Below are 22,345 nucleotides of genomic sequence, written 5' to 3' on the forward strand. Positions count from 1 at the left end.
TATCAAACCCGGAGGTGCACCACATGCGTCGTCCGAGTCCATCGCCCGTCGTCGTAGGCGTCACCGGCACGTCGGCCGGTCTTGCCGCCGTGCGCCTGGCCGCGCGCGAAGCCCTCTCACGCGGCCGTCAACTACGAATCGTCCACGCTTTCACCTGGTCCGATCTCGATCACGACCGAGCCCGCCGAGCCGCCTCCCGGGTGGTCGACGAGGCGATAACCACCGCCCAGCGTTCCACACCAGGGGTGCGCGTGACGGGACAACTCGTCGACGGGCTGCCCGATCGGGTGCTGCTGCGCCTGGCCCGGACCGCCGAACTGCTGGTCGTCGGCGACGACGGCCTCGCCACGACGCCCTGGCTGCCCGAGCAGTCGGTGCTGGTCCAGGCGGTCTCCCGGGCCTGGTGCCCGGTCATGGTGGCCCGCGGGCCCCGCCCTCCGGCCGGTCCGGTGCTGGTGGCGGTCGACGGGTCCGCCCACTCTCTGGTCGCTCTGCAGCACGCGGCCAAGGAGGGCGCACGACACCAGGTCGCCGTCCATGTGGCGCACGTCTGCGCCGATCCCGCCGAGGGGGAACGGCTCGTCGCCCAGGCGGTGCGCTCCTGCCCCGAACTGGACGATCACGAGGTGCACGTGCTCACCGGGGCGCCGGGTCCCACGCTCGTACGCCAGTCCGGGCACGCCCGCATGCTCGTTCTCGGGCACCGGGGCGCCGACGGGGCCGGCCTGATCGGCTCCGTGGCGCGCGAGGTGCTGCACCACGCGGCCTGCCCGACCGTCTTCCCGCACGGCCGGCGGGTACCCTCCCCGCGCAAGCCGATCAGGGGGAACGCCCTGGCCCGGTAACTCCTCAGCCCGGCCGCTTCCGGGTCGAAATGGTCAGTGATGACCGAGAAATGGCGGCTCTTCGGAGTGGCCGGGCTGGCGGCGACGGCCGCGTACACGGCGAACCTGAACTCCGTGGTCAATGCCGTGTGCCTGCTGGCGATCGGGGCCGGCACCGTCTGGGCCTGCTTCACCGGCCCGGGCCGCTTCGGCGCCGAGCCGCGGGTGGCGTGGCGGCTGATGGCCTTCGCCGCGTCCAGCTTCCTGCTCGGCGTACTCGTCCGGCCGGTCGTCGACGACCTCGCGCAGCCGCTGCCGCTGCTGGCCGACGCGGCCACCGTCCCCGGCTACATCATGCTGGCCGCCTTCCTGATCATCCTGCTGCGCTGGCGGGTCAGCATCGACCGGCACGCCGTCCTGGACGGTCTGATCTTCTGCCTGGCCGGCGGCCTGGCGGCGACGCTGCTGCTCGCCGCCCCGGCGGCCGAGATCCAGGAGCGCGACGAGATCCAGAACATGCTGGCCGCGTTCTATCCGCTGTTCGACGTGATCCTGCTGCTGCTCGTGGTCAATCTGACCTTCACCGCGCGGCAGTGGCCGCCGAGCCTGTTCACCCTGCTCGGCACGATGACCATGCTCTTCGTCGGCGACACGGCCTACGCGATCATCGGGACGACCGGCGAGACGTACGCGTCGCCGCTGCTCGACGCGCCGTTCCTGGTGGCCTACGCGATGCTCGGGGTGACCGCCCTGCATCCGTCGATGGTGCAGCTCAGCCGCCCGGCCCGGCCACCCGTGCAGGCGTGGTCGATCCGGCGGGTGGCGGTGCTCGCGCCCGCCTCGATCACCCCGTTCGTGCTGCTGGTGGTGATCCCCGAGCCGACGCGGGCCGAGCGGCTGACCATCGCCGTGGCCGGGGTGCTGGCCACGGCGCTGTTGCTCGTGCGGGCCGTCTTCGCCGTACGGGCCCAGGTCGTGGCCCAGCTGCGCACCGAGCACCAGGCGCTGCACGACGCGCTCACCGGCCTGCCCAACCGCCTCATGCTCAGCGAGGAGATCGAGCGGCTGCTCGGGCGGGCCGCGCCCGGCGGCCTGCAGCGGGTCTGGGTGTTCGTGCTCGACCTGGACGGCTTCAAGTACGTCAACGAGAGCTGGGGCCACGACACCGGCGACCAGCTCGTCATCGAGCTGAGCCGCCGGCTGCGCTCGGCCGCGCCGGCCGCGGTGCCGGTGGCCGCGCTCGGCGGGGACGAGTTCGCGCTGGCCTACCTGGGCGAGCGCGAGGGCGCGCTGCGCCTCTGCGACGAGGTCAGCCGCTGCTTCGCCGAGCCGTTCTCGATCCGCGGCATCGACGTGACCATCACCGCCTCGATCGGCGTGGCCTCGGCCCCACCCGTCGAATACGGGAGATACGCGCAGGTCACCGAGGCCCTGATGCGTGACGCGGACACCGCCATGTACCGCGCCAAGTCGGAGGGGCCGGGCCACACGACGGTCTTCGACGCGTCCATGCACGAGGAGGTCCGCGAGCGCATCGAGCTCGAGGTGGCCCTGCGCCGGGCCCTCGAGGTCGGGCAGCTGCACGTCGCGTACCAGCCGATCGTCCGGACCAGGACCGGGGTGCCGGTCGGGGCCGAGGCGCTGGCCCGCTGGGTGCACCCCGAGCGCGGGGCGATCTCCCCGGCCGTGTTCATCCCGATCGCCGAGGACGCCGGGCTCATCGGGGCCCTCGGCGACTGGGTCCGCCGCCAGTCGCTGCGCCAGCTCGGCCAGTGGCGGCGCGACGGCACGGTCGGCGACGACTTCTACCTGTCCATCAACCTGTCGGCCCGGCAGCTCACCGACCCCGAGCTTCCGCTGATCATCTCGGCCGAGCTGCTCGAGACCGGGGTGCCGGCGCGGTGCGTGGCGCTGGAGATGACCGAGTCGGTGCTGGTCGACCCGGACAGCACCCCCGGCCGGGTGCTCTTCGAGCTGCGTGAGCTCGGGGTCCAACTGCTGATCGACGATTTCGGTACGGGGTTCTCCTCGCTGTCCTACCTGCGGCGCTTCCCGGTGACCGGGGTGAAGCTCGATCGTTCCTTCATCATCGGGCTCGGGCAGAGCACCGAGGACGACGAGATCGTCCGGGCCGTGGCGGCCATGAGCTACGCGCTGGGGCTGACCGTGATCGCCGAGGGGGTCGAGACCAGGTTGCAGCGCGACGTGCTGGACGCGATCGGCGTGACCCGGTGCCAGGGCTGGCTCTGGGGGCCCGCCGTGCCGGCGGCGGAGTTCGCGGCGCACTGGCACGTCGCGGGGGCGGCCTCTTTGCACAGTTCTCTTGATTCACCCAGAACCACTGGCGGTTGAGGGTTCGTTCGGGCATTATTCGCTGACGAGCGTGGTAACGGGGATCACACTCAGGTCAGGTTTAGCTACAGAATTGGTAACAAAGGAGCGACATGTCGGGCCTCGTGGTCGTGCTTCTCGTGCTCATGGCCGGTCTCGCCGCTGCCCTGATCCTCGCCACCGCGCGCCCCCGCCACACACGCCGCCTGTGAGGATTCTTCGCGACGGTGGAGACCTGGACACGTCACTCGCGCGGACGGCCTGGTTGCGGTAGGTCGCGAAGAACCCTCAACATGTAGCACCCTGGGTGGATGCGCTTCGCCACCTGGAACGTCAACTCGGTCAAGGCCCGCCTGCCGCGGCTGCTGGAGTGGCTCGACACCACCAAACCCGACGTGCTGTGCCTCCAGGAGACCAAGGTCGCCGACGGCGCGTTCCCCAGTGACGAGGTCGCCGAGCTCGGGTACGCCACCGCCGCGTACGGGCAAGGTCGTTGGAATGGTGTGGCGATCCTGTCCCGGGCCGGTCTCGAGGACGTGCGCCGCGGCTTTCCCGGCGAGCCGGGCTATCCGGAACCGGAGGCCCGCGCGATCGGCGCCCTCTGCGACGGCATCCGCTTCGTCTCGGTGTACGTGCCGAACGGGCGCACGCCCGACGACCCACACTACGAGTACAAACTGCGCTGGCTGGCCGCCCTGCGCGAGGCGCTGATCCCCGACGTCGCGGCCGGGCCGGTCGTCGTCACCGGCGACTACAACGTCGCCCCGACCGACGCCGACGTGTGGGACCCGGCCGTCTTCGCCGGATCCACCCACGTCACCCCCGCGGAGCGTGCGGCCCTGGCCGCGATCCGTGAGATCGGGCTCCAGGACGTGGTGGCGCGCCCGCTCAAGGGCGATCACCCGTTCACCTATTGGGATTACCGCGCCGGGATGTTCCACCAGAACAAGGGGATGCGGATCGACCTCGTCTACGCCACCCCCGCGATCGCCGGCCGGGTCACAGACGCGGTGGTGGACCGCGAGGCGCGCAAGGGCAAAGGCCCCTCCGACCACGCCCCGATCGTGGTCGACCTCGGCGACTGAACGGCCAGGCCGCACCGGCCGCACCGGCCATTCCACCGGAAAGCACGTAGGCTCTGCAGATCGAAGGAACATCCGGCGGGGAGAGACGGGAGGGACCATGACGGCGCAATCGCCGGTCACCATCGGCGACCGGCTCGTCGAGACGCCCGCACCGGCCCTGCTCCGCGCCGCGCTCGACGCGGCCAGCGAGGCCGTGCTGCTGTGCGGCGCCACCGACGACAAGATCTTGCTGGTCAACGCGGCCGCCGCCGCGCTGGTGCCGGGCCTGGCCCCCGGCGGCCTGGCCACCGCCGGCCCACTGCCCGGCCTGGCCGCCGCGGTCGCCGCGGGCGAGGACAGCTTCACCGACGAGTTCGCCGGACGCCACCTCGACGGCCGGCGCCGCGCCCTCGGCGACGACCACTACGGATGGTACCTGCGCGATCGCACCGAGGAAGTGGTTCGGGCCGACGCGCTGCAGGCCGAGCGCGCCCGCACGGCGTTCCTGGCCGAGGCCGGCCGGCGCCTGTCCGCCTCACTCCACCAGGGCCGCTGCCTGCGGATCACCGCCGAACTGGCGGTGGCCCACCTGGCCGACGCCGCGATCGTCGTGCTGCCGGTCAACCGCCGGCACAGCGTCTGGGTCCGGCTCGTCGCCGGCGGCACCGTCCAGGAGGGCCGGCTCCGGGAGAACGTGCTGCCCGACGTGCCCGGCCTGGTCGAGGTGCTGGGCGGCTTCCCGCCCATCCCGAGCAAGTGGCTCGACGCCGCCCAGGCACCCGAGTGGCTGCTGCCCGACGACTTCAGCCCGATAGGGGCGCTGCTGGTCACGCCGCTGCCCGGCAACGCCGAGCCGGCCGGCGCGCTCATCCTGGCCCGCCGCGGCGCCGAGGCTCAGTTCAGCCCCGAGGACGAGATGCTCGCCCGGATCTTCGCGGCCCGGGCCGGCGCCGCCATCTCGGCCGCCGGCCTCTACCGCGAGCAGGTCGACACCACCGCCGTGCTCCAGGCCGACCTGCTGCCGCCCGAGCTGCCCCAGCCCGACGGCATCGAACTGGTCGGCTCCTACCAGGCGGCCAAGGAGGCGCTGCGCATCGGCGGCGACTTCTACGACGTCTTCGGCCCGACCGAGAAGAGCGCCGACACGGTCATCGCGCTCGGCGACGTCTGCGGCAAGGGCCCCGAGGCGGCCGTGCTGACCGGCAAGGTCCGCCAGACGCTGCGCGCGCTGCGCCTGGTCGAGGCCACCCCCGGCGACATGCTGCGGGTGCTCAACCAGGCCCTGCTCCAGTCGACCCGCCAGCACCGGTTCGTCACCATGGTGGTGGGCTCGGTCAGCCGCGGCGACCACGGCCGGGTCAAGCTGACCCTGGCCACCGGCGGCCACCCGCCGCCGCTGGTGCTGCGCACCGACGGCACGGTCGAGGAGGTGCCGACCAGCGGCACGCTGATCGGCGCGGTGGCCCGCACGGTCGTCCGGCCGGCCGACATCGAACTCGCCCCCGGCGAGCTGTGCCTGCTCTACAGCGACGGCCTGACCGAGGCCCGGGGCGGGGCGTCGGGCACCGAGGAGTACGGCGAGGCCCGCCTGCGCGACGCCCTGTCCGGCTGCCGGGGCATGCCCGGCGCGGCCGCGGTGGAGCGCATCCGCCAGCTCGTCTCCGACTGGGTGCATGGCGGCGCCCGCGACGACATCGCGATGCTGGCCGTACGGGCCCCCGACCGCACCCAGCTCAGCCTCCGCACGGGCGCCCGCAACGCCTCGCCGTTCGCCATCGACGCTTCCCGGCGAGGTGACCGGCGCGTCAGGCAGCGGACATGACAGTACCCACGTCGCTGCGCTCCGGCCTGGCCGACGACTATCTCCAGCTGGTCGGCGACAGCGACGAGTACGGCGCGGTCGCCCTGGTCACCGGCCTGCTGGACGAGGGCGTGCCGCCCCAGCGCATCATGATGGACCTGATCGCCGGCACCCAGGCCCGCGTGGGCGAGCTGTGGGCGGCCAACGAGTGGACGGTGGCCCGCGAACACGCGGCCACGGCGATCAGCGAGCGCGCCCTGGCCGCGGTGGCGGCCCGCACGTCGGTGCGACCGACCCGGGGCAGCATCACCATCGCCTGCGTCGACGGTGAGTGGCACGCGCTGCCGATCCGCCTGCTGGCCGAGATGCTGCGCCTGGACGGCTGGCGGGTCGACTTCCTGGGCGCCAACGTCCCCGGCCAGCATCTGGTCACCCACCTGCACCAGACGGGACCGGACGCGGTCGCCCTCAGCTGCATGATCGCCACCCGCCTCCCCCGCGCCCACGCGGCCATCACGGCCTGCCGCGCGGCCGGCATCCCGGTGATCGCGGGCGGCCGCGGCTTCGGCCCCGGCGGCCGCTACGCGCAACACCTGGGCGCGGACGCCTGGGCGGCCGGCGCGGAGGAAGCGGTGCGGCGCCTGGCCCGCAACTGGCCGCCGCACTCCCCCGACCCCCAGCTGTCGGCGTTCCTGGGCGACGAGGAGTACACGTACGTGGTCCGCCACCGCGGCGACCTGATCGCCACGGCCATGACGACGCTGGCCGAGGCGTACCCGCGCCTGCGCGACTACAACACCCGCCAGCTGGACGCGACCACCGAGGACCTGGCCCACATCGTCGACTTCCTGGCCGCGGCCCTGTACGTCAGCGAGACCCAGATCTTCACCGACTTCATCACCTGGACCGCCGCCGTCCTGGAAGCCCGCGGCGTGCCCCCGGTGGCCCTGCGCGTCGGCCTGGAGGCGGTGCGCGCCCAGCTCCTCGACTTCCCCACCGCCGTCGCCGTCCTCAACGCCGGCTCCCAACTGGTCAGATAAATCGCTCGCGCCCCCGTGCGGCGGGCGCTACCGTGCTCCACATGATCTGACAGCTCCTCCGGCCTTCGCCCTCTCCGGTCCCCTCTCGCGGGACCGTCGACTGTGGGCGGCGCCGTTGATCGTGCTCGGTTCCGGGTGTTCCGGTGGTGGTCCGCCGTGGAGACGCCTCAGCGCCGACACCCGGAGCGCGCTCATCTTCTCTCACCACGGCTTCGCACTGCCCGGCCCGGCGTTCGCGCCGGGCCTCGAGGAGGCCCGCATGCCTGCCCAGCCCTTCACCGTTCACGTGGACGCCGACGACCTCGCCGCCAACGACCTGGCGGCCGGCCTGTTCGGCCCGTCCACGACCAGTCCCACCGGCCGCCGCGACGTCGCCGCCGACGCCCAGCACCACGGCGCCCGCGACGCCCGCCAGGACGCCCGCGAACGTTCCGGCCGCTCCCGTTCGGGCCGCGCCGCCGGCGCCACCTCGGGCCGCTCCTACGCCTTCCGGCGCAGCTGATCCCCCCGGCCCGGCACCCCTCGGGGTGCCGGGCCCGCACCGGACAGGATCAGGATCGCTCGTTCCGGCGCCTGTCCGGTGCGTTCGACGAGCTCGGCCAGCCTTTCCGCCCCTGTCCCGGCCAGCCTTTCCGCCCCTGTCCCGGCCAGCCTTTCCGCCCCTGTCCCGGCCGGCCTTTCCGCCGCTGTCCCGATCACACCACAGGGCGTACGAGGTCGGCCACAGCCCACCGTCGTCGTCGAGAGCGGCCCCGGCGCTGAACCCGAACGTCGAGTACCGCTGCCCGTCGGCCCGCCCGCTGCGAAAGAAGCTAGAGCTCGAGCGCGGCGCTGGTCACGATGGTGTGCACCCGCTCGGCCGGAGCACGGTCCGGCTCCGCCATCCGCGCGATCTTCGCCAGCACGTCCGCCTCGGCGGCGGCCTTGTCCGCGCCGCGGCGCCTCTCCTTGCGCAGCTCGGCTGCCCGTTCCTTGATCGCCGCGCGCGCCCGGAGAACCCGTCGTCGGAGGCCTCGGCCATTACCCGCTCTTCTTCGCGTCGTCGGCTTCGAAGCTGAAGATCGCAGAGGTCGCGGCGCTTCTCCGTCCCCCGCATCACCGAGGGCGCCGCCATGATCCGCTCGAAGGGCGGCTGACCGATCGCCGGCCCTTCCACCGGCGCGACACGGCCGGCTCGCGACCCGCTTCGGTGTACGGCACCGAGAAACTGCGGCCGGCGGAGATCCGGGCAACGCCGTCCGCGACCTGGCCGCCCTGAACAAGGTCGAGATGCTGCCGTGGATCCGCGTACGGTCGCCGCCCGCTACGGCTCGGCGGACCTTGCCAGCCCGTCTTTCAACTGATTGGTTGACACCTCTCAACGGCGGGTCTACCGTTACTTTCAACCGATGAGTTGAAAGAAGGTCGACATGGCGGCGGAGGGACTTTCCAAAGCGTTCGCCGCCCTGGCCGATCCGACCCGGCGCGACATGGTGGCCCGCCTGGCCGGTGGCGACGCCACGGTCGGGCAGCTCGCCGAGCCGTACGAGATGTCGCTTCAAGCCGTCTACAAGCACCTCAAGGTGCTGGAGGAGGCCGGGCTGGTCAGCCGGCCGCCGGGGCCGCAGCCGCGCTCCGTGCGGCTCGAGCGGGACGTCTTCGACGAGATCGGCGGATGGGTCGAGCAGTACCGCCGGCGCAGCGAGGCGCGCTACCAGCGCCTGGACGCGGTGCTCGCGGCCATGAACGAGGCAACCGACGAGGAGAAGGGCACGTGAGATGAACGAGGCACGGATCGAAGCCGACAAGGACCTGCCGATCATCCGGATCACCCGGGACTTCGCGGCCACACCGGAGCAGCTGTTCCGCGCACACACCGACCCCGAACTGTTCGCGCAGTGGACCGGCCCCGACGGGACCGCCGTCCGGATCGACAAGTGGGACGCCCAGCGCGGCGGCGCCTGGCGTTTCACCGGCGCCGTGGACGGCGGCGAGGAGTACGGCTTCCACGGCTGCTTCCACGAGGTACGCCCCGACCGGATCGTGCAGACCTTCACGTACGAGGGCGACCCCGACGGCGTGTCCCTGGAGACCCTGACCTTCGAGGATCTGGGCAACGGCCACACCAGGCTGCACGCCCAGTCGCTGGTCGACAGCTTCGCCGGGCGCGATGCCTGGCTGGAGAGCGGCATGGAGGTCGGTGTCAACGACGGCTACGCCAAGCTGGACGCCCTGGTGGCCAAGGGCGCGATCTGACGGCGGTAACGAACAGGGCGGCCGGGGCCGCCCTGTTCGCCACGCGTGCCGGTCAGCCCAGTTCGGCGTAGACGTCGTCCAGGCGGCCGTGGTACATGTCGGTCTTGGTGTTGAAGTTGGGGCCGCCGATCCGCAGCGGCAGCGGGTTGCTGATGTTCAGGTTGGACGGGATCGTGGCCGTGCCGCGGACCACGTTGTCCACGTAGACCGAGAGCGTCGAGCCGCTGCGCTGGCACAGGATCTTGTGCCACTGGCCGTCGGCGACCGAGGCGGCCGACCGGGCCACGTAGATGGTGGCCGAGCCGGTGCCCACGACGGCGCACTGCGCCTTGCCGTTGGTGCGGCCGACCTGCATCTTCCACTGGCTGGCGGTGGTGGCCACGCCCTTCTGCATGATGTTGGCCGAGCCGGTGATCTGGGCCTTGGTCAGCTGGATGCGGGCCGACCAGCGGAACATGCGGGTGCCCGGGTTGAGGTCGGCGTCGTCCGGGGCCTCGAGAAGGCCACGCGGGCAGGAGGTGGCGGTGGTGGCGCAGGCACCCGGGAAGCTCGCGTAGCGGCCGGCCGGCGTGCCGGCGTCGAACCGGATGACGCCCTGGTCGACGGAGCGCACGGTGAGCGCGGGCCCGCGGCCGGAGGTGTCGGCGACCCGCCCGTTCACGGCGCCGGCGTCGAACGTGTACCGGGCGACGAGCGCGGGCGCGGCCGGCGTGGTGGCCGGCCGAACGGCGGCAGCACCACCAGCAGCACCACCAGCGGCACCGGCGGCGGGAGCGGCGGGAGTCGTGGCAGGCATCGCCCCGGAACGGGCAGCAGCGGCGGGAGTCGTGGCAGGCATCGCCCCGGAACGGGCAGCAGCGGCGGGAGCGGTGGTGACGGCCGCGGCGGGAGTAGAGGTGGCGGCCGCGGCCGGGGCGGTCGTGGCGACCGGGGCGGCGCCGGGGCGGACGGCGGTCGGGGTGGTCACCGCGAGGGGCGGTGGCGTGGTGGTCGCGGGCGCGGGGAGCCCGGGTGCGGCCATCGCGGGCGCCGGGACCGCGAGACCGGCGAGCGCAACGAGGGTATAAGCCATTTTCATACGTATAACTTCACTTATAGGCGGCGAAAGGGCAAAGGACCGCTTTCGGCGTTTCGGCGGGATTCCCCCGCCCGGACGGGCGAGCCCGTCCGGGCGACGGGAGAAGCCCGTCCGAGGGATCCACACCAGCCCAGCCGGGTTACGGCGAGCTGGGCCACAGCGTCGAAGAGAGGACCCAAGGAACGCGAGCGAGGACCCGCACAGCGCGGGAAACGGGTCAGAGCGGACGCGGGAAGCGGGTCAGAGCGGACGCGGGAAGCGGGTCAGAGCGGACGCGGGAAGCGGGTCAGAGCGGGCGCGGGAAGCGGGTCAGAGCGGGCGCGGGAAGCGGGTCAGAGCAGCCGCAGGAACTGGTCAGGGCAGGCGCGGGAAGCGGATCAAAGCAGGCGCGGGAAACGGGTCAGGGCAGGCGCGGGAAGCGGATCAAAGCAGGCGCGGGAAACGGGTCAGGGCAGGCGCGGGAAGTGGGTCGGTCGCTGGAGTCGGCGGGTCAGAGGACTTCGTTCTCCAGGGCGATCCGGCAGACCGCGACCAGGCGCAGGACGTGCCACTCGGCGGCCAGCCACTCGGACGAGTGGGACGGGGCCGTGCCGGGGGTCGGCAGGGTGCGGCCCATGCGGCGGGCGCCGGCGGCGATGGAGCGGGCGTACGAGGCCAGGCCGTCGGCGTCGGGGGCCTGCTCGGCGTCGGCCAGGGCGTCGCGGACGCCGGCCGCGTGCTGGTCGATGAGGGCGAGGACGCCGGGGTCGGCGAGCGCGGCGACGATTCCGTCGACGCCCACGCGAGCCATCATCTCGTCGAGCGTGCCGGCGGCCGGCGAGGTCGGGACAAGAGCGGAAATCGGGGCGAAGGCCAGGAATTCGTTCGTCATGCGGAAGAACTTATGGCCTCCGGCTACCCCGCGACAGGGGGGTAACCGAACGGCACCCGAGCGCTCCCCACGCTGCTACGCAGGCAGTTGGTCCATCGCCTTGTAGATCCTTTTGTCCGAAATCGGATAGGCGGTTCCCAACGATTGGGCGAAGAAGTTGATCCTCAGCTCCTCGATCATCCAGCGGATCTCGCGCAGCTGCTCGGTCGCCGCGCCGCCGAGATCGGCCCGCAGCTCGCGGTACTCCGACTCGATCTCGTGGATCTGCGCCATCAGCTGCCGGTCGCGGGCCAGGTTGCCGCCGAGACGGTCCAGCCGGTAGACGATGCCCCGCAGGTAGCGCGGCAGGTGGTGCATCTGCCGGAAGCCGGTCTCGGTCACGAACCCGGCGTGCACGAGCCCCTTGAGCTGCTGCCGGATGTCGGCCAGGGCGGGCAGCAGCGCCGGGTCGCGCAGGGACTTCAACCGCTGTTCGACGTCGTACGCCGTCGCCAGCACCGCCTGGACCTGGGTGACCACGTTCGCCACGGCGTCGACCAGGTCCTGCCGTACGGTGTCGCGCAGGGACGCGAACTCGATGGACGACCAGACCGGGCCGCCCGCGTCGGCCACCAGCTTGTCGACGGCCGCGCCCGCGCAGTCGTCGAGCAGGTCCGCGATCGAGCGGTACGGGTTGGCCCGTGACAGTTCGAGCTTGGCCCGGTTGTCGAGTCGCCCCTGCAGGTAGCGGGCCGCCGGCGGCAGCGTGAGCAGCAGCAGCTTGCGCGTGCCGGCGGTCATCGCCGTACGCTGCTCGGCCTCGGTCTCGAAAACCTTCACGGCGACGCTGTCGCCCTCGTCGGCCAGCGCCGGATAGACGTTCACCTCGTAACCGCCGCGGACCTGGGCCACCCGGCGCGGCAGCATGCCGAAGTCGTTCGTGGTGATGCCCCGGCGCTCGATGTCGCCGGCCGCCCGGGAGATCGTCGCCTGGACCTTGGGGGCCAGGCTGCGGCGCAGCACCTCGAGGTCGCGCCCCTCCCCCAGCACCTTGCCCTGCTCGTCGACGACCCGGAAGTTGACCCGCAGATGGTCGGGGACCTGGTCGGGGCGCCAGGCGTCGCGGGGCACGATCGTCCCGGTGAGCCGGCGCAGCTCGCCCGCGATCGCGTCGGGCAGCGGGCCGCGGCGGGCCGGCACCCGGTCGAGGACGGCCTCGGCCCAGTCCGGCACCGGCACGAAGTTGGTGCGCAGGGCCTTGGGCAGGGCCCGGATCAGCGCGATCACGACGTCCTTGCGGAATCCGGGCACCGACCAGCCGAAGTCCTCGGGGTCGAGTTTGTTGAGCAGCGGCAGCGGCACCTCGACGGTCACGCCGTCGGCCGCCGTGTTCGGCTCGAACTCGTACGACAAGGGCAATTTGACGCCGTTGGCGAGCCAGGCGTCCGGGTAGGCGTTGGGGTCGACGGAGTCACGCCCGGCGTTGACCAGCAGCTCACGGGTGAAGGTGAGCAGGTCGGGCTGGGTCCGGCGGGTGTTCTTCCACCACGCGTCGAAGTGGCGGGCGGAGACGACGTCGGCCGGGATGCGGGCGTCGTACAGGGCGTAGACCGTCTCGTCGTCGACCGCGATGTCGCGCCGCCGCGCCCGGTTCTCGATCTCCTCGATCTGCTCGAGCAGTTTGGCGTTCTCGGCGAAGAACTTGTGGTGGGTCTCCCAGTCGCCCTCGACCAGCGCGTGCCGGATGAACAGCTCCCGCGAGACCACCGGGTCGACCTTCGAGTAACCGACCTTGCGGCGCGGAACGATAGGCAACCCATAGAGAGTCACTTTCTCGTACGCCATGACGGCGCCCTGTTTCTTCTCCCAGTGCGGTTCGCTGTAGCTGCGCTTCACCAGATGCGGGGCGAGCTTTTCGGCCCATTCCGGCTCGATGCGCGCGTTGACCCGGCCCCACAGACGGCTGGTCTCGACGAGCTCGGCCGACATGACCCAGCGCGGCTGTTTCTTGAACAGCGCCGAGCCCGGGAAGATGGCGAACTTGGCCCCGCGGGCGCCCAGGTATTCGCGCTTGTCGGTGTCCTTGAGCCCGATGTGGCTGAGCAGGCCGGACAGCAGCGCGGTGTGCACGTGCTGGCCCTCGGCGACGTCCTCGCGGTCCTCCGACAAGGTCAGTCCGAGGGTACGGGCGACCTGGCGCAGCTGGGCGTAGATGTCCTGCCACTCGCGGACCCGCAGGTAGTTCAGGAATTCCGTACGGCAAAGACGCCGGAACTGGTTTCCGGACAGCTCCTGCTGTTTCTCGCGCAGATAGCGCCACAGGTTGAGATAGCTGAAGAAGTCCGATTCCTTGTCGGTGAACCGGGCATGTTTCTCGTCGGCCTGCTGCTGCTTGTCGGCCGGGCGCTCGCGCGGGTCCTGGATGGACAGCGCGGCCGCGATGACCATGACCTCGGCCACACACTGCTGCTTGTCGGCCTCCATGACCATGCGGGCCAGCCGCGGGTCGACCGGAAGCTGCGCGAGCTGACGGCCGAGCGGGGTGAGGCGACGCTCGTCGAGGGCGCCCAGTTCCTCGAGCAGCTTCACGCCGTCGGTGATGTTGCGGCGGTCCGGCGGGTCGATGAACGGGAACTTGGCCAGGTCGCCCAGGCCCAGGTTGGTCATCTGGAGGATGACGCTGGCCAGGTTCGTGCGCAGGATCTCGGGCTCGGTGAACTCGGGCCGGCCGAGAAAGTCCTCCTCGGAGTAGAGCCTGACGCAGATGCCGTCGGCGACGCGGCCGCAGCGGCCCTTGCGCTGGTTGGCGCTGGCCTGCGAGACCGGCTCGATGGGTAGCCGCTGCACCTTGAGCCGGCTGGAGTACCGGCTGATGCGGGCGGTGCCGGGGTCGATGACGTACCGGATGCCGGGCACGGTCAGCGAGGTCTCGGCCACGTTGGTGGCCAGCACGACCCGGCGCTGCGAGTGCCGTTCGAAGACCTTGTGCTGCTCGGCCGCGGAGAGCCGGCCGTAGAGCGGCACGATGTCGGTGTTGCGCAGGTTGCGCTTGGCCAGCGCGTCGGCGGTGTCGCGGATCTCGCGCTCGCCGGAGAGGAAGACCAGGATGTCGCCGTCGCCCTCGCGGCCCAGCTCGTCGACGGCTTCGGCGATCCCGTCCACCTGATCGACGGGCTCTTCGGTCTCGTCCTCGTCGAGTGTCACCAGCGGCCGGTATCGGACCTCGACCGGGAAAGTCCGGCCACTGACCTCGATGACCGGGGCCGGTTTGCCCGATTGGTCGGCGAAATGCGTGGCGAAACGGGCGGTCTCGATGGTGGCCGATGTGATGATCAGCTTCAGGTCGGGGCGCTTGGGCAGCAGCTCCCGCAGGTAGCCGAGGATGAAGTCGATGTTGAGGCTGCGCTCGTGCGCCTCGTCGATGATCAGTGTGTCGTACCGGCGCAGCATCCGGTCGTTCTGGATCTCGGCCAGCAGGATGCCGTCCGTCATCACCTTGACCATGGTGTCGTCGCTGACCTGGTCGGTGAAGCGCACCTTGTAGCCGACCGTGTTGCCCAGCGGGCGGTCGAGCTCCTCGGCGATCCGCTCGGCCACCGTGCGGGCGGCGATCCGCCGCGGCTGGGTGTGCCCGATCTGGCCGCGCAGGCCCCGGCCCAGCTCCAGGCAGATCTTGGGCAGCTGGGTCGTCTTGCCCGAGCCGGTCTCGCCGGCCACCACGACCACCTGATGGTCGCGGATGGCGGCGGCGATGTCGTCCTTGCGCTGGCTGACCGGCAGCGACTCGGGATAGGTGATCGTGGGTACGGAGGCGAGCCGCGACGCCAGACGGGCGGCGGCCCGGTCGGTGTCGGCGGCGATCTCGGCGAGAACGGCCGTACGGGCCGCCTCGTCTTTGATCTTGCGGGTGCCCTCGAGCCGGCGCGTCAGCCGGCGCTCGTCGTGCGGGAGAAGCTCGGCTATCCGGCTGCGCAGCTCGGCTACGGCCGGTGGGGCAGGTGTTATCGACATGGCGAGGCAAGAATAGGCGGATCTGGCCGCAAACGCCTGGTGATTAACGCCCCAGGTGGTCGACCTCGGCCATCTCCGCCGCGGTGAGCTCGAATCCGGCGATGTCGGCGTTGCGGGCGATCCGCTCCGGCGTCGACGACTTCGGGATCACGACGATCTCGTGCTGGACGTGCCAGCGCAGCACCACGCGGGCGGTGTCGACGCCGTGGGCGGCGGCGATCCTGGTCAGGACCGGGTCGTTCAGGTTGGTCGTCTTGAACGGCGAGTAGCCCTCGAGCACCACGCCGCGGTCCTTGTGCGCCTGGACCAGCCCGGCGTCGTACAGGGAAGGGCCGAACCTGATCTGGTTGACCGCGGGCGTCACCCCGGTCTCGGCGGTGAGCTCGTCGATCTCGTCCGGCCCGTAGTTGCTGACGCCGATGGCGCGCGCGAGCCCGGCGTCGCGGATCGCGACGAACTCCTGCCACACCTTGACCGAGCGGCCCCGGTGCGGCGGCCAGTGGATCAGCCACAGGTCGACCGCGTCCAGGCCGAGCGCGTGCAGGCTGGCCTCGATGGTCCGGCGCTCCTTGCCGGCCCGCTCGGGCGGCAGCTTGGTGGTCACGAAGACCTCGTCGCGGGGCACGCCGGAGTCGGCCAGCGCCCGGCCGACCTCCTCCTCGTTGCCGTACATGGTGGCCGTGTCGAGATGCCGGTAGCCGGCCTCGAGCGCGTCGCGGACAGCCTGGTAGGCCTGGTCGCCGCGAATCTGCCAGGTGCCGAAGCCCAGCAGGGGCATCTCGACCGGGGTGCCGTCGGCGGCCTTGGGAAGCGGCAGGGCAGGAATCGTCATACGAGTCATCCTGCCCCGCGATCCGGCCACCGACACCTCTGGATCACTCAGCGGTCGCCGGGGGCCGCTCGGGCACGGGCGACCGCAGCGGCACGGCCGCCGGGTTGTGGCCCGACGGCACCGAGGACGGCAGCGCCCCCAGCCCGGGCAGCCGGGTGTTCTCGATCGCCGCGCGCTCGGCCAGCGCGCGCTCCAGCGCCGCCCGGGTGGCGGCCTCGTCGTCCGACTTCGTCCTGCTCATCTCTGGTTCCTCCTCTTTGCCGACCGGAATCGTGAAGTGGAATCGGGTACCTCCGCCGGGGTTGTCGGCGACGCCGATCTCGCCGCCGTGGCGCTCGACGATCCGCTTGCAGATGGCCAGGCCCAGGCCGGTGCCGGCGTACCCGGCGGCGGTCTGCGCCCGGTGGAAGCTCTCGAAGATCTCGGGCTTGTCCTCGTCCGGGATACCGATGCCGCGGTCGGCGATCTCGACGCGGGCCCACGCCCCGGCCACCACCTCGCCGGTCACGTCGACCCGCGGCGTGGTGCCGGGACGCACGTACTTGAGGGCGTTGCCGACCAGGTTGTCCAGGACGTGCCGCAGCATCGCCGGGTCGGCGCGGACCTCGGGCATCGGGCCTACGTAGACGTCCGGGCGGTCCTCGGGCCGCAGATGCTCCACCCGGTCGCGGATCACCTCGGCCAGCAGCGCGCCGAGGTCGACCGGCCGGGTGCGCAGCGGCGCGTTGCGCGCGGTGCTGTAGGCCAGCAGCGTGTCGATGAGCCCGCCCATCCGGTCGACCGCCCGCACGATCCGCTGCAGGCTGTCGCGGACGTCGTCGCCGGCCTCCGAGGCCGGCACGTCGGCCAGGTCCTCGATCGCCGCCTCGCAGTGCCCGCGGATCACCGCCAGGGGCGCCTTCAGGTCGTGCGCCACCACCCCGGCGAAGACGGCCAGGTCGCTCTCGTAGCGCCGCAGCTCGGTGATGTCGTGGAAGACGGCGACCGCGCCGCGCAGGCCGGCGCCGGTGTGCAGCGGGCGCCCGTCGACGCTGATCAGGATCCCCTCGGGCCGGCGCTGGTTGCGGACGATCATCTCGACGCCGTCGGACGACTCGCCGCGCAGAGCCCGCATCAACGGCAGGTCCTCCATCGGGAACGGGGTTCGCCCGTCCGTCCGGTAGAGCCCGTAGTGCTCGTGCCAGTCGTCCGGCCCGTCGGCGTCGTCCATCCCGCCCAGCAGCTGCCGGGCCGCCGGGTTGTGCAGCAGGAAGGCGCCGTTCTCGTCGACCACCCCGACGCCGTCGCCGATGCTGTTCATGATCGCGCCGAGCAGCTCGGCGTGGCGCCGGCTCTCGGCCTCGGCGTCGCGCAGCTCGGCCGTGGCCCCCTCGACCTCGGCCAGGGCCCGGGCCCGGCCGGTGGCCAGGGTGTAGACGAGCCCGGCGAGGATGAGCGAGACGGCGATGCCGCCGAGCAGCACGCTGAGCGGCAGCGGGCTGGCCGCGCCGGGCAGCAGTGACGCGTCGGCCTTGGTGATCAGCGTCCACTGCCGGTCGGCGACCTCGAAGTCGCCGCGCCGCTCGAGGTCGGTGTCGCCGCCGACCCGGTACTCGGCGACCACCGGCCGGTCGCCGTCGCGGTTCGCGGCCAGCAGCGTGGCGTCGAGCTGGCCCTGACTGACGGTGGCCAGCACACCGCTGAGGAAGTCCTGCCCGCGTAGGCCGAGCACGATCCAGCCGCGGAAGCCGGGCGACGAGGCGCGGTTCCACACGGGGGCGGCGAAGATGAACGAGTGCTGCTGCTCGGCCCCGGGCAGATTGCGGTCGCGCAGCAGAACGTAGGTGTCGGAGACGCTGGGCTGGCCGAGGCGGCGGGCGTCCTGCAGGGCGGCGGCCGCTTCGACGGCGGCCGACACGTCGAGGCCGTTGAGGGCGGGCCCGGCCGAGTTGAGTGTCCTCGTGTAGATCGAGAAGTAGTGCTCGCCCTCCCCGACCGGCTTCAGCTGGAGCCCGTCGGCGCCCCGGCTGCGCCACAGCCGCTGCACCTGCGGAACCTCGGCGGTGGTGGCCGGCACGATGAAGGCCAGGGAGGCGGCGCCGATCAGGTTGGCCGACGACAGCGGCGCGGTCGCCGAGTCGAAGTCGTCCCAGGTGAGATCGTTGTCGGTGCCGAGGCCGGCGGCGGTCGCCTCGGTGAGGGCACGGAAGCGCTCGGTCTCGGTCTGCACGGCGGCCTGGGCCATGGCGGTGCGCTGGTCCATCACGCGCTCGGCGGTCTCGTCCTGGGCGGTGCGCATACCGGCGTACACCAGACCGAAGACGATGAGGCCGACGAGCGCGACCGAGACGGCCAGCGCGAGGCCCCTCTTGTCCGCCGCCAGTCGTGCCACAAATGTGAGCATAAAACGCAAATCACCCCGGTCGGACAGGTTCGGCCGACCGGGGTGAGGCAAGCTCACTTCCAGGTGTCGTACTGGTACAGATCCCGCTGCGCCATCAGGGTCGTGATCTTGGTGTAGTAGTTCGGGTCGGTGGCGTAGCCGGCCTTCCACACGTTCCAGATGAACTTGTTCGCGTCCTTGGTGTAGGTGAACGCGGGCTTGTAGCGGTTGTTCACCCGCAGGAAGCTGCCGTGGTCACGGAACGAGTGCGCCATCGAGGCGTACGTCCGGAAGCTGCCGACCGTGGTGAAGCAGGTGCCGGCCTTGGTGCACTCCTGGGTCGTGTAGTCGTGGCAGCCGCTGGCCAGCGTCCCGTACCGGCCGCTCTGGCACTTGATGCCGAAGTAGTTCTTGTCGACCGAGGCCAGGCCGCTCTTGCCCCAGCCCGACTCGAGGATCGCCTGGGCGATCGTGACCGACGCCGGGACGCCGTACTCGCGCCAGCCGCGCTGCGCGCCGGGCACGGCCGCGGCCAGGAACTGCTCCGGGGTGACCGGGGTGACCGGCGCCGGCGCGGTCTTGGCGCCCGGGCACTGCGCCAGGGTGGGCGTGACGACGTACGCGTGCGAGATGTAACCGCCGTCGGAGAGCTTGTTCCATTGCGAGGTCGTACGGACGGTGCCGCTCACCGTGGAACCGGCGACGCCGCAGACGCCGTTGACCTTGGCGCCGCTGGTGACCGAGCGCTTGACGGGCGCCGTGGTCGACGGGGCGGTCCGGATGTTGACCTTGCCGTCGGAGCTCTTGACGGTGCCGACCGTGAACGTGCTCTTCACCGGCGTCTTCGTCTTGACCGCGGACGCCTGCGGCGACGCGGTGGCGCACTTCTTGATCGCCCCGCTGCGCAGGTACGAGTGGGTGACGTAGCCGCCGGTGTTCAGGCGGTCCCACTGGGTCGTGGTGCGGACCGAGCCGCGCACGCTCTGGCCGGTCACCGAGCAGGCGACCGAGACCTTCTGATCGTCGCGCAGCGAGCCGACCACCTTCGCGGCCAGCGACGGCGCGGAGCGGACCTTCAGCGTGCTACGGACATCGACCGTGGCCGTCACCCCCGCCGCGTAGGCCGTCTGAGGTACGGCGAGAAGGCCGGCCCCCACGGCGAGCGCGAGCATCGGTCCGGCGATGTGCCTCATGAAAAAAGTCCCCCTTCGTTCTGCGTCCGTTCGAAGGTGGGGGCGCGGCGTTGCCGGGCGAGAGCGATCCGGGGTGCAGAATCGTTGCCTCGCCAGGTCGCTGTGGCGAAAATGTGCCGTAGGTGACGTTGTGCCGCGTGGGACGCACGCTTGAAAATCCGACCGGCTGGGAAATGCGCGTACCGCCGTTGACCGCGACTCGCAGAAGGGCAGCCCGCCGATGACGGCCCTGGCGTCCCCGTCGTTACCCGACACCCCCACCCGGGGTGCCGGCCATCTGGTCGCCCCGCTGGCGACCTTCGTCCTGTCGGTAGCGGCCTTGTACGCGGTGTGGCGGGTGGCCATCCGCACGTCGCCGGGGCAGCGGGCCGACACGGCCGCGATGGACGGCGCCGACGTGGGGCATCCGCGGGTGGTGGAGGTGCTCGACCGCACGCTGAACGGCACGACGCTGGCCACGCTGGTGCTGGTGTGCCTGTTCGCGGCGGTGTTCGGGGTGCTGCGCAAGCGGGCCGACCTGGCGATCGGCGCGGCCCTGATGGTGATCGGCTCGAACGCGACCGCCCAGCTGCTGAAAATGCACCTGTACCGGCCCGACCTGGACGGCACGGACATGCCGAACTCGTTCCCGAGCGGGCACACGGCGGCGGCCGCGTCGGTGGCGTTCGCGGTGATCCTGGTGCTGCCGCAGGCGTTGCGGGGCACGATCGCGCTGGTCGGTTTCGCCTACGTGACGGTGATCGCGGTGGCGACGGTGTGGGCCGAGTGGCACCGCCCGAGCGACACGCTGGCCGGCCTGCTGGTCACGCTGGCGTGGGGTTCGCTAGCGGTCCTCCTCGTACGCCTGTGGCGCCTGCGCACGCCGGGCGCGCCCCGCCGCCCGAGCCGGGTGGCGACGGTCCCGCTGATCCTGGCCGGCGCGGTCGCGGCGGTCGCCGCGGCGTTCGGCATCGCCGCCGAGGCCCTGCTGGACGACCTCCCCGGCCGCTTCACATTCTTGTCCGGCTCGGCCGCGATCACCGCCGCGGCCGCCGGCGCGTTTCTCGTCTGGGTGTGGCTGACGGCCTCACCGGGCGTCATCCAAGGAGGCACAAAGTGACCACACCATCCACCCCTGACAATTCCGGCGTGCCCTCGGGCCCGTCCGGGGTCCCCACCCTGCCCGCCCAGAACGTGGCGGCCGGCCCGACCCCGACCGTGGTGGTGGGCACGTTCCCCGAGTACGCGCTGGCCCAGCAGGCGGTGGACCTGCTGTCGGACAACAAGTTCCCGGTAGAGCGCACAGCCATCATCGGAACCGACCTGCGCCTGGTGGAAAACGTCCTGGGCCGCCTGACGGTGGGCCGGGCGGCCCTGGCCGGCGCCGCCTCGGGCGCCTGGTTCGGCCTGTTCATCGGCTTGCTGTTCGGCCTGTTCAGCGACTCGAACTGGTTCGCGGTAATCCTGTCCACCCTGCTGATCGGCGCGGTATGGGGAGCCATCTTCGGCGCCATCGCCCACGCCGCCACGGGCGGCCGCCGAGACTTCGCCTCCCGAAGCTCCCTCCAGGCGGGCCAGTACGCGGTAACCGCCGACGCCGAGGTGGCGGCCCAGGCCCAACAGCTCTTGGTCCAACTGAACTGGCGCGCCTCGGGCGCACAGTAATTGCTCCCACCGGAGGGCCCGGCCGCCGAGCCGGGCCCTTTACTGTAGCCGCAGCGCCCCATTCCGCCCTTCTCTCCCCTTTCTCGCCAACGCGCCTTTTCTCCATCCGGCCTCCTTTTATCGGCGGTCCTATTACTGACCGCCGACAGCCGAACAAGAGACGGCGCGGGCTGACAATCGACCCATAATCCACCGGCCCGGCAAGGAAGGCAGCCTGCGGCAATACCGGAATACGCGGTCGAGCCTTCCCGCCAGCCACCGGCCTATCCGCAGAACCCACATCCGGACACCGGCCGCCCGTGGCCTCGACGAGCACAGCTCTCCCGCGCCCAACGCCTTCAAGGAAACGCCCTTCGGGTATGAGCCCCACCCGCACATATCCAGCATCGTCGGGCGCCGCCCACCCGAGCGCAGTCGCCTCAGGCACGAACCCGTTAGGCGCGGCGCCCCGAAGCGGAACCCGCGGTGGCTCTTCCTAGATGCCGCTCCCGTCACGGCGATCCGCCACAGCACCGGCCGCATGAGCACCGCAGCCGGGGCACACGGCCACACGACAGCCGAGGCACACCGTCCCACGACAGCCGAGGCACACCGCCCCACGACAGCCGAGGCACACCGCCCCACGACAGCCGAGGCGCACTGCCACACGACAGCCGGGGCGAAGTGCGGGCCGCCATGGCCGGGGCACGGCACGTCGCAGTGGGCGGCCCCGTCACGGGAACTGTCCTCCGATGCGCCCGCCGTGGCGCCGGCAGACGGAGCGGAGTGCAAAACCTCGACACGGCGCGCGGGCGACGGGACCTCGACAGGTGGAACGAACTGTGAGGCACCGACCGGCGGCACCCTAACTGGCACGACCAGCCGTGATGCCCCAACAGGCGGAGCGGACCGCGAGACCCCGACCGACGCAACCGGCCGCGATACCCCAACAGGCGGAGTGGACCTTGGGCCGCCAACAGAGGGGGTGGATCGTGGGCCGGCAACAGGCGCGACGGATCGTGAGCCGCCGACAGGCGGGACAGACCGTGAGCCGCCAACAGACGGGACAGACCGTGGGCCACCAACAGACGCGACAGACCG

At 71.7% G+C, this 22,345-nt stretch carries 16 protein-coding genes and 1 pseudogene; 10 read left to right on the forward strand and 7 right to left on the reverse strand.

All coding sequences use genetic code 11. The features are described 5' to 3' along the window. The first annotated feature begins 23 nt into the window (after positions 1–23). The 6 genes from ACGFJ7_RS35910 (at position 24) to ACGFJ7_RS35935 (ending at position 7,562) form a co-directional block, all read left to right on the forward strand. Positions 24–845, forward strand: a complete 822-nt coding sequence (locus ACGFJ7_RS35910; RefSeq protein ID WP_360253742.1) for a universal stress protein — start codon at positions 24–26, stop codon at positions 843–845. A 39-nt stretch (positions 846–884) separates the two neighbouring features. Then, positions 885–3,176, forward strand: coding sequence for a putative bifunctional diguanylate cyclase/phosphodiesterase (locus ACGFJ7_RS35915; protein WP_392646396.1), 2,292 nt, complete (start codon positions 885–887; stop codon positions 3,174–3,176). 290 nt (positions 3,177–3,466) lie between these two features. Next, entirely contained in the window at positions 3,467–4,240 is a 774-nt protein-coding gene (locus tag ACGFJ7_RS35920; protein WP_360253746.1) for an exodeoxyribonuclease III, read from the forward strand. A gap of 97 nt (positions 4,241–4,337) precedes the next feature. Beyond that, positions 4,338–6,041, forward strand: a complete 1,704-nt coding sequence (locus tag ACGFJ7_RS35925; protein ID WP_360253748.1) for a SpoIIE family protein phosphatase — start codon at positions 4,338–4,340, stop codon at positions 6,039–6,041. Next, positions 6,038–7,060, forward strand: coding sequence for a cobalamin-dependent protein (locus ACGFJ7_RS35930; protein WP_360253750.1), 1,023 nt, complete (start codon positions 6,038–6,040; stop codon positions 7,058–7,060). Before ACGFJ7_RS35925 ends, ACGFJ7_RS35930 begins: the two co-directional genes overlap by 4 nt. Before the next feature lie 259 nt (positions 7,061–7,319). After that, positions 7,320–7,562 carry a hypothetical protein gene (locus tag ACGFJ7_RS35935; protein ID WP_360253752.1) on the forward strand — a complete coding sequence of 81 codons (243 nt, stop codon included), beginning with the start codon at positions 7,320–7,322 and terminating at the stop codon, positions 7,560–7,562. A 201-nt stretch (positions 7,563–7,763) separates the two neighbouring features. On the opposite strand, the pseudogene ACGFJ7_RS35940 reads toward ACGFJ7_RS35935, so the two are convergent. Continuing rightward, positions 7,764–8,046, reverse strand: a pseudogene (locus ACGFJ7_RS35940) (DUF1801 domain-containing protein); the annotation flags it as partial. Positions 8,047–8,469: 423 nt separating this feature from the next. Between ACGFJ7_RS35940 and ACGFJ7_RS35945 the strand changes: the two are divergent. Then, the gene (locus ACGFJ7_RS35945; RefSeq protein WP_360253754.1) at positions 8,470–8,817 is read left to right on the forward strand and encodes a metalloregulator ArsR/SmtB family transcription factor; all 348 of its coding nucleotides are present in this window, start codon (positions 8,470–8,472) and stop codon (positions 8,815–8,817) included. Between the two features lies 1 nt (position 8,818). Next, positions 8,819–9,295 carry an SRPBCC family protein gene (locus ACGFJ7_RS35950; RefSeq protein WP_360253756.1) on the forward strand — a complete coding sequence of 159 codons (477 nt, stop codon included), beginning with the start codon at positions 8,819–8,821 and terminating at the stop codon, positions 9,293–9,295. Between the two features lie 52 nt (positions 9,296–9,347). Here ACGFJ7_RS35950 and ACGFJ7_RS35955 read toward each other — a convergent pair whose 3' ends face one another. The 6 genes from ACGFJ7_RS35955 to gsmA form a co-directional block, all read right to left on the reverse strand. Then, the gene (locus tag ACGFJ7_RS35955; protein WP_392646398.1) at positions 9,348–10,367 is read right to left on the reverse strand and encodes a LamG-like jellyroll fold domain-containing protein; all 1,020 of its coding nucleotides are present in this window, start codon (positions 10,365–10,367) and stop codon (positions 9,348–9,350) included. A gap of 496 nt (positions 10,368–10,863) precedes the next feature. Further along, a complete protein-coding gene (locus ACGFJ7_RS35960) occupies positions 10,864–11,244 on the reverse strand; it encodes a DUF6401 family natural product biosynthesis protein (RefSeq protein WP_360253760.1) in 381 nt (126 codons plus the stop codon). A 75-nt stretch (positions 11,245–11,319) separates the two neighbouring features. Then, positions 11,320–15,234, reverse strand: coding sequence for an ATP-dependent RNA helicase HrpA (hrpA, locus tag ACGFJ7_RS35965; protein WP_360253762.1), 3,915 nt, complete (start codon positions 15,232–15,234; stop codon positions 11,320–11,322). A 43-nt stretch (positions 15,235–15,277) separates the two neighbouring features. Then, the gene (locus ACGFJ7_RS35970; protein ID WP_392646400.1) at positions 15,278–16,066 is read right to left on the reverse strand and encodes an aldo/keto reductase; all 789 of its coding nucleotides are present in this window, start codon (positions 16,064–16,066) and stop codon (positions 15,278–15,280) included. 43 nt (positions 16,067–16,109) lie between these two features. Next, a complete protein-coding gene (locus ACGFJ7_RS35975; RefSeq protein WP_360253766.1) occupies positions 16,110–18,437 on the reverse strand; it encodes an ATP-binding protein in 2,328 nt (775 codons plus the stop codon). A gap of 65 nt (positions 18,438–18,502) precedes the next feature. After that, positions 18,503–19,621 carry a sporangiospore maturation cell wall hydrolase GsmA gene (gene gsmA, locus ACGFJ7_RS35980; RefSeq protein WP_360253768.1) on the reverse strand — a complete coding sequence of 373 codons (1,119 nt, stop codon included), beginning with the start codon at positions 19,619–19,621 and terminating at the stop codon, positions 18,503–18,505. 220 nt (positions 19,622–19,841) lie between these two features. Between gsmA and ACGFJ7_RS35985 the strand changes: the two genes are divergently transcribed. Beyond that, a complete protein-coding gene (locus tag ACGFJ7_RS35985) occupies positions 19,842–20,720 on the forward strand; it encodes a phosphatase PAP2 family protein (RefSeq protein WP_392646403.1) in 879 nt (292 codons plus the stop codon). Then, positions 20,717–21,265, forward strand: a complete 549-nt coding sequence (locus ACGFJ7_RS35990; RefSeq protein WP_360253772.1) for a general stress protein — start codon at positions 20,717–20,719, stop codon at positions 21,263–21,265. Before ACGFJ7_RS35985 ends, ACGFJ7_RS35990 begins: the two co-directional genes overlap by 4 nt. Positions 21,266–22,345: the final 1,080 nt, after the last annotated feature.

The sequence above is a fragment of the Actinoplanes sp. NPDC048988 genome (genome assembly GCF_043197815.1).
GTDB lineage: Bacteria > Actinomycetota > Actinomycetes > Mycobacteriales > Micromonosporaceae > Actinoplanes.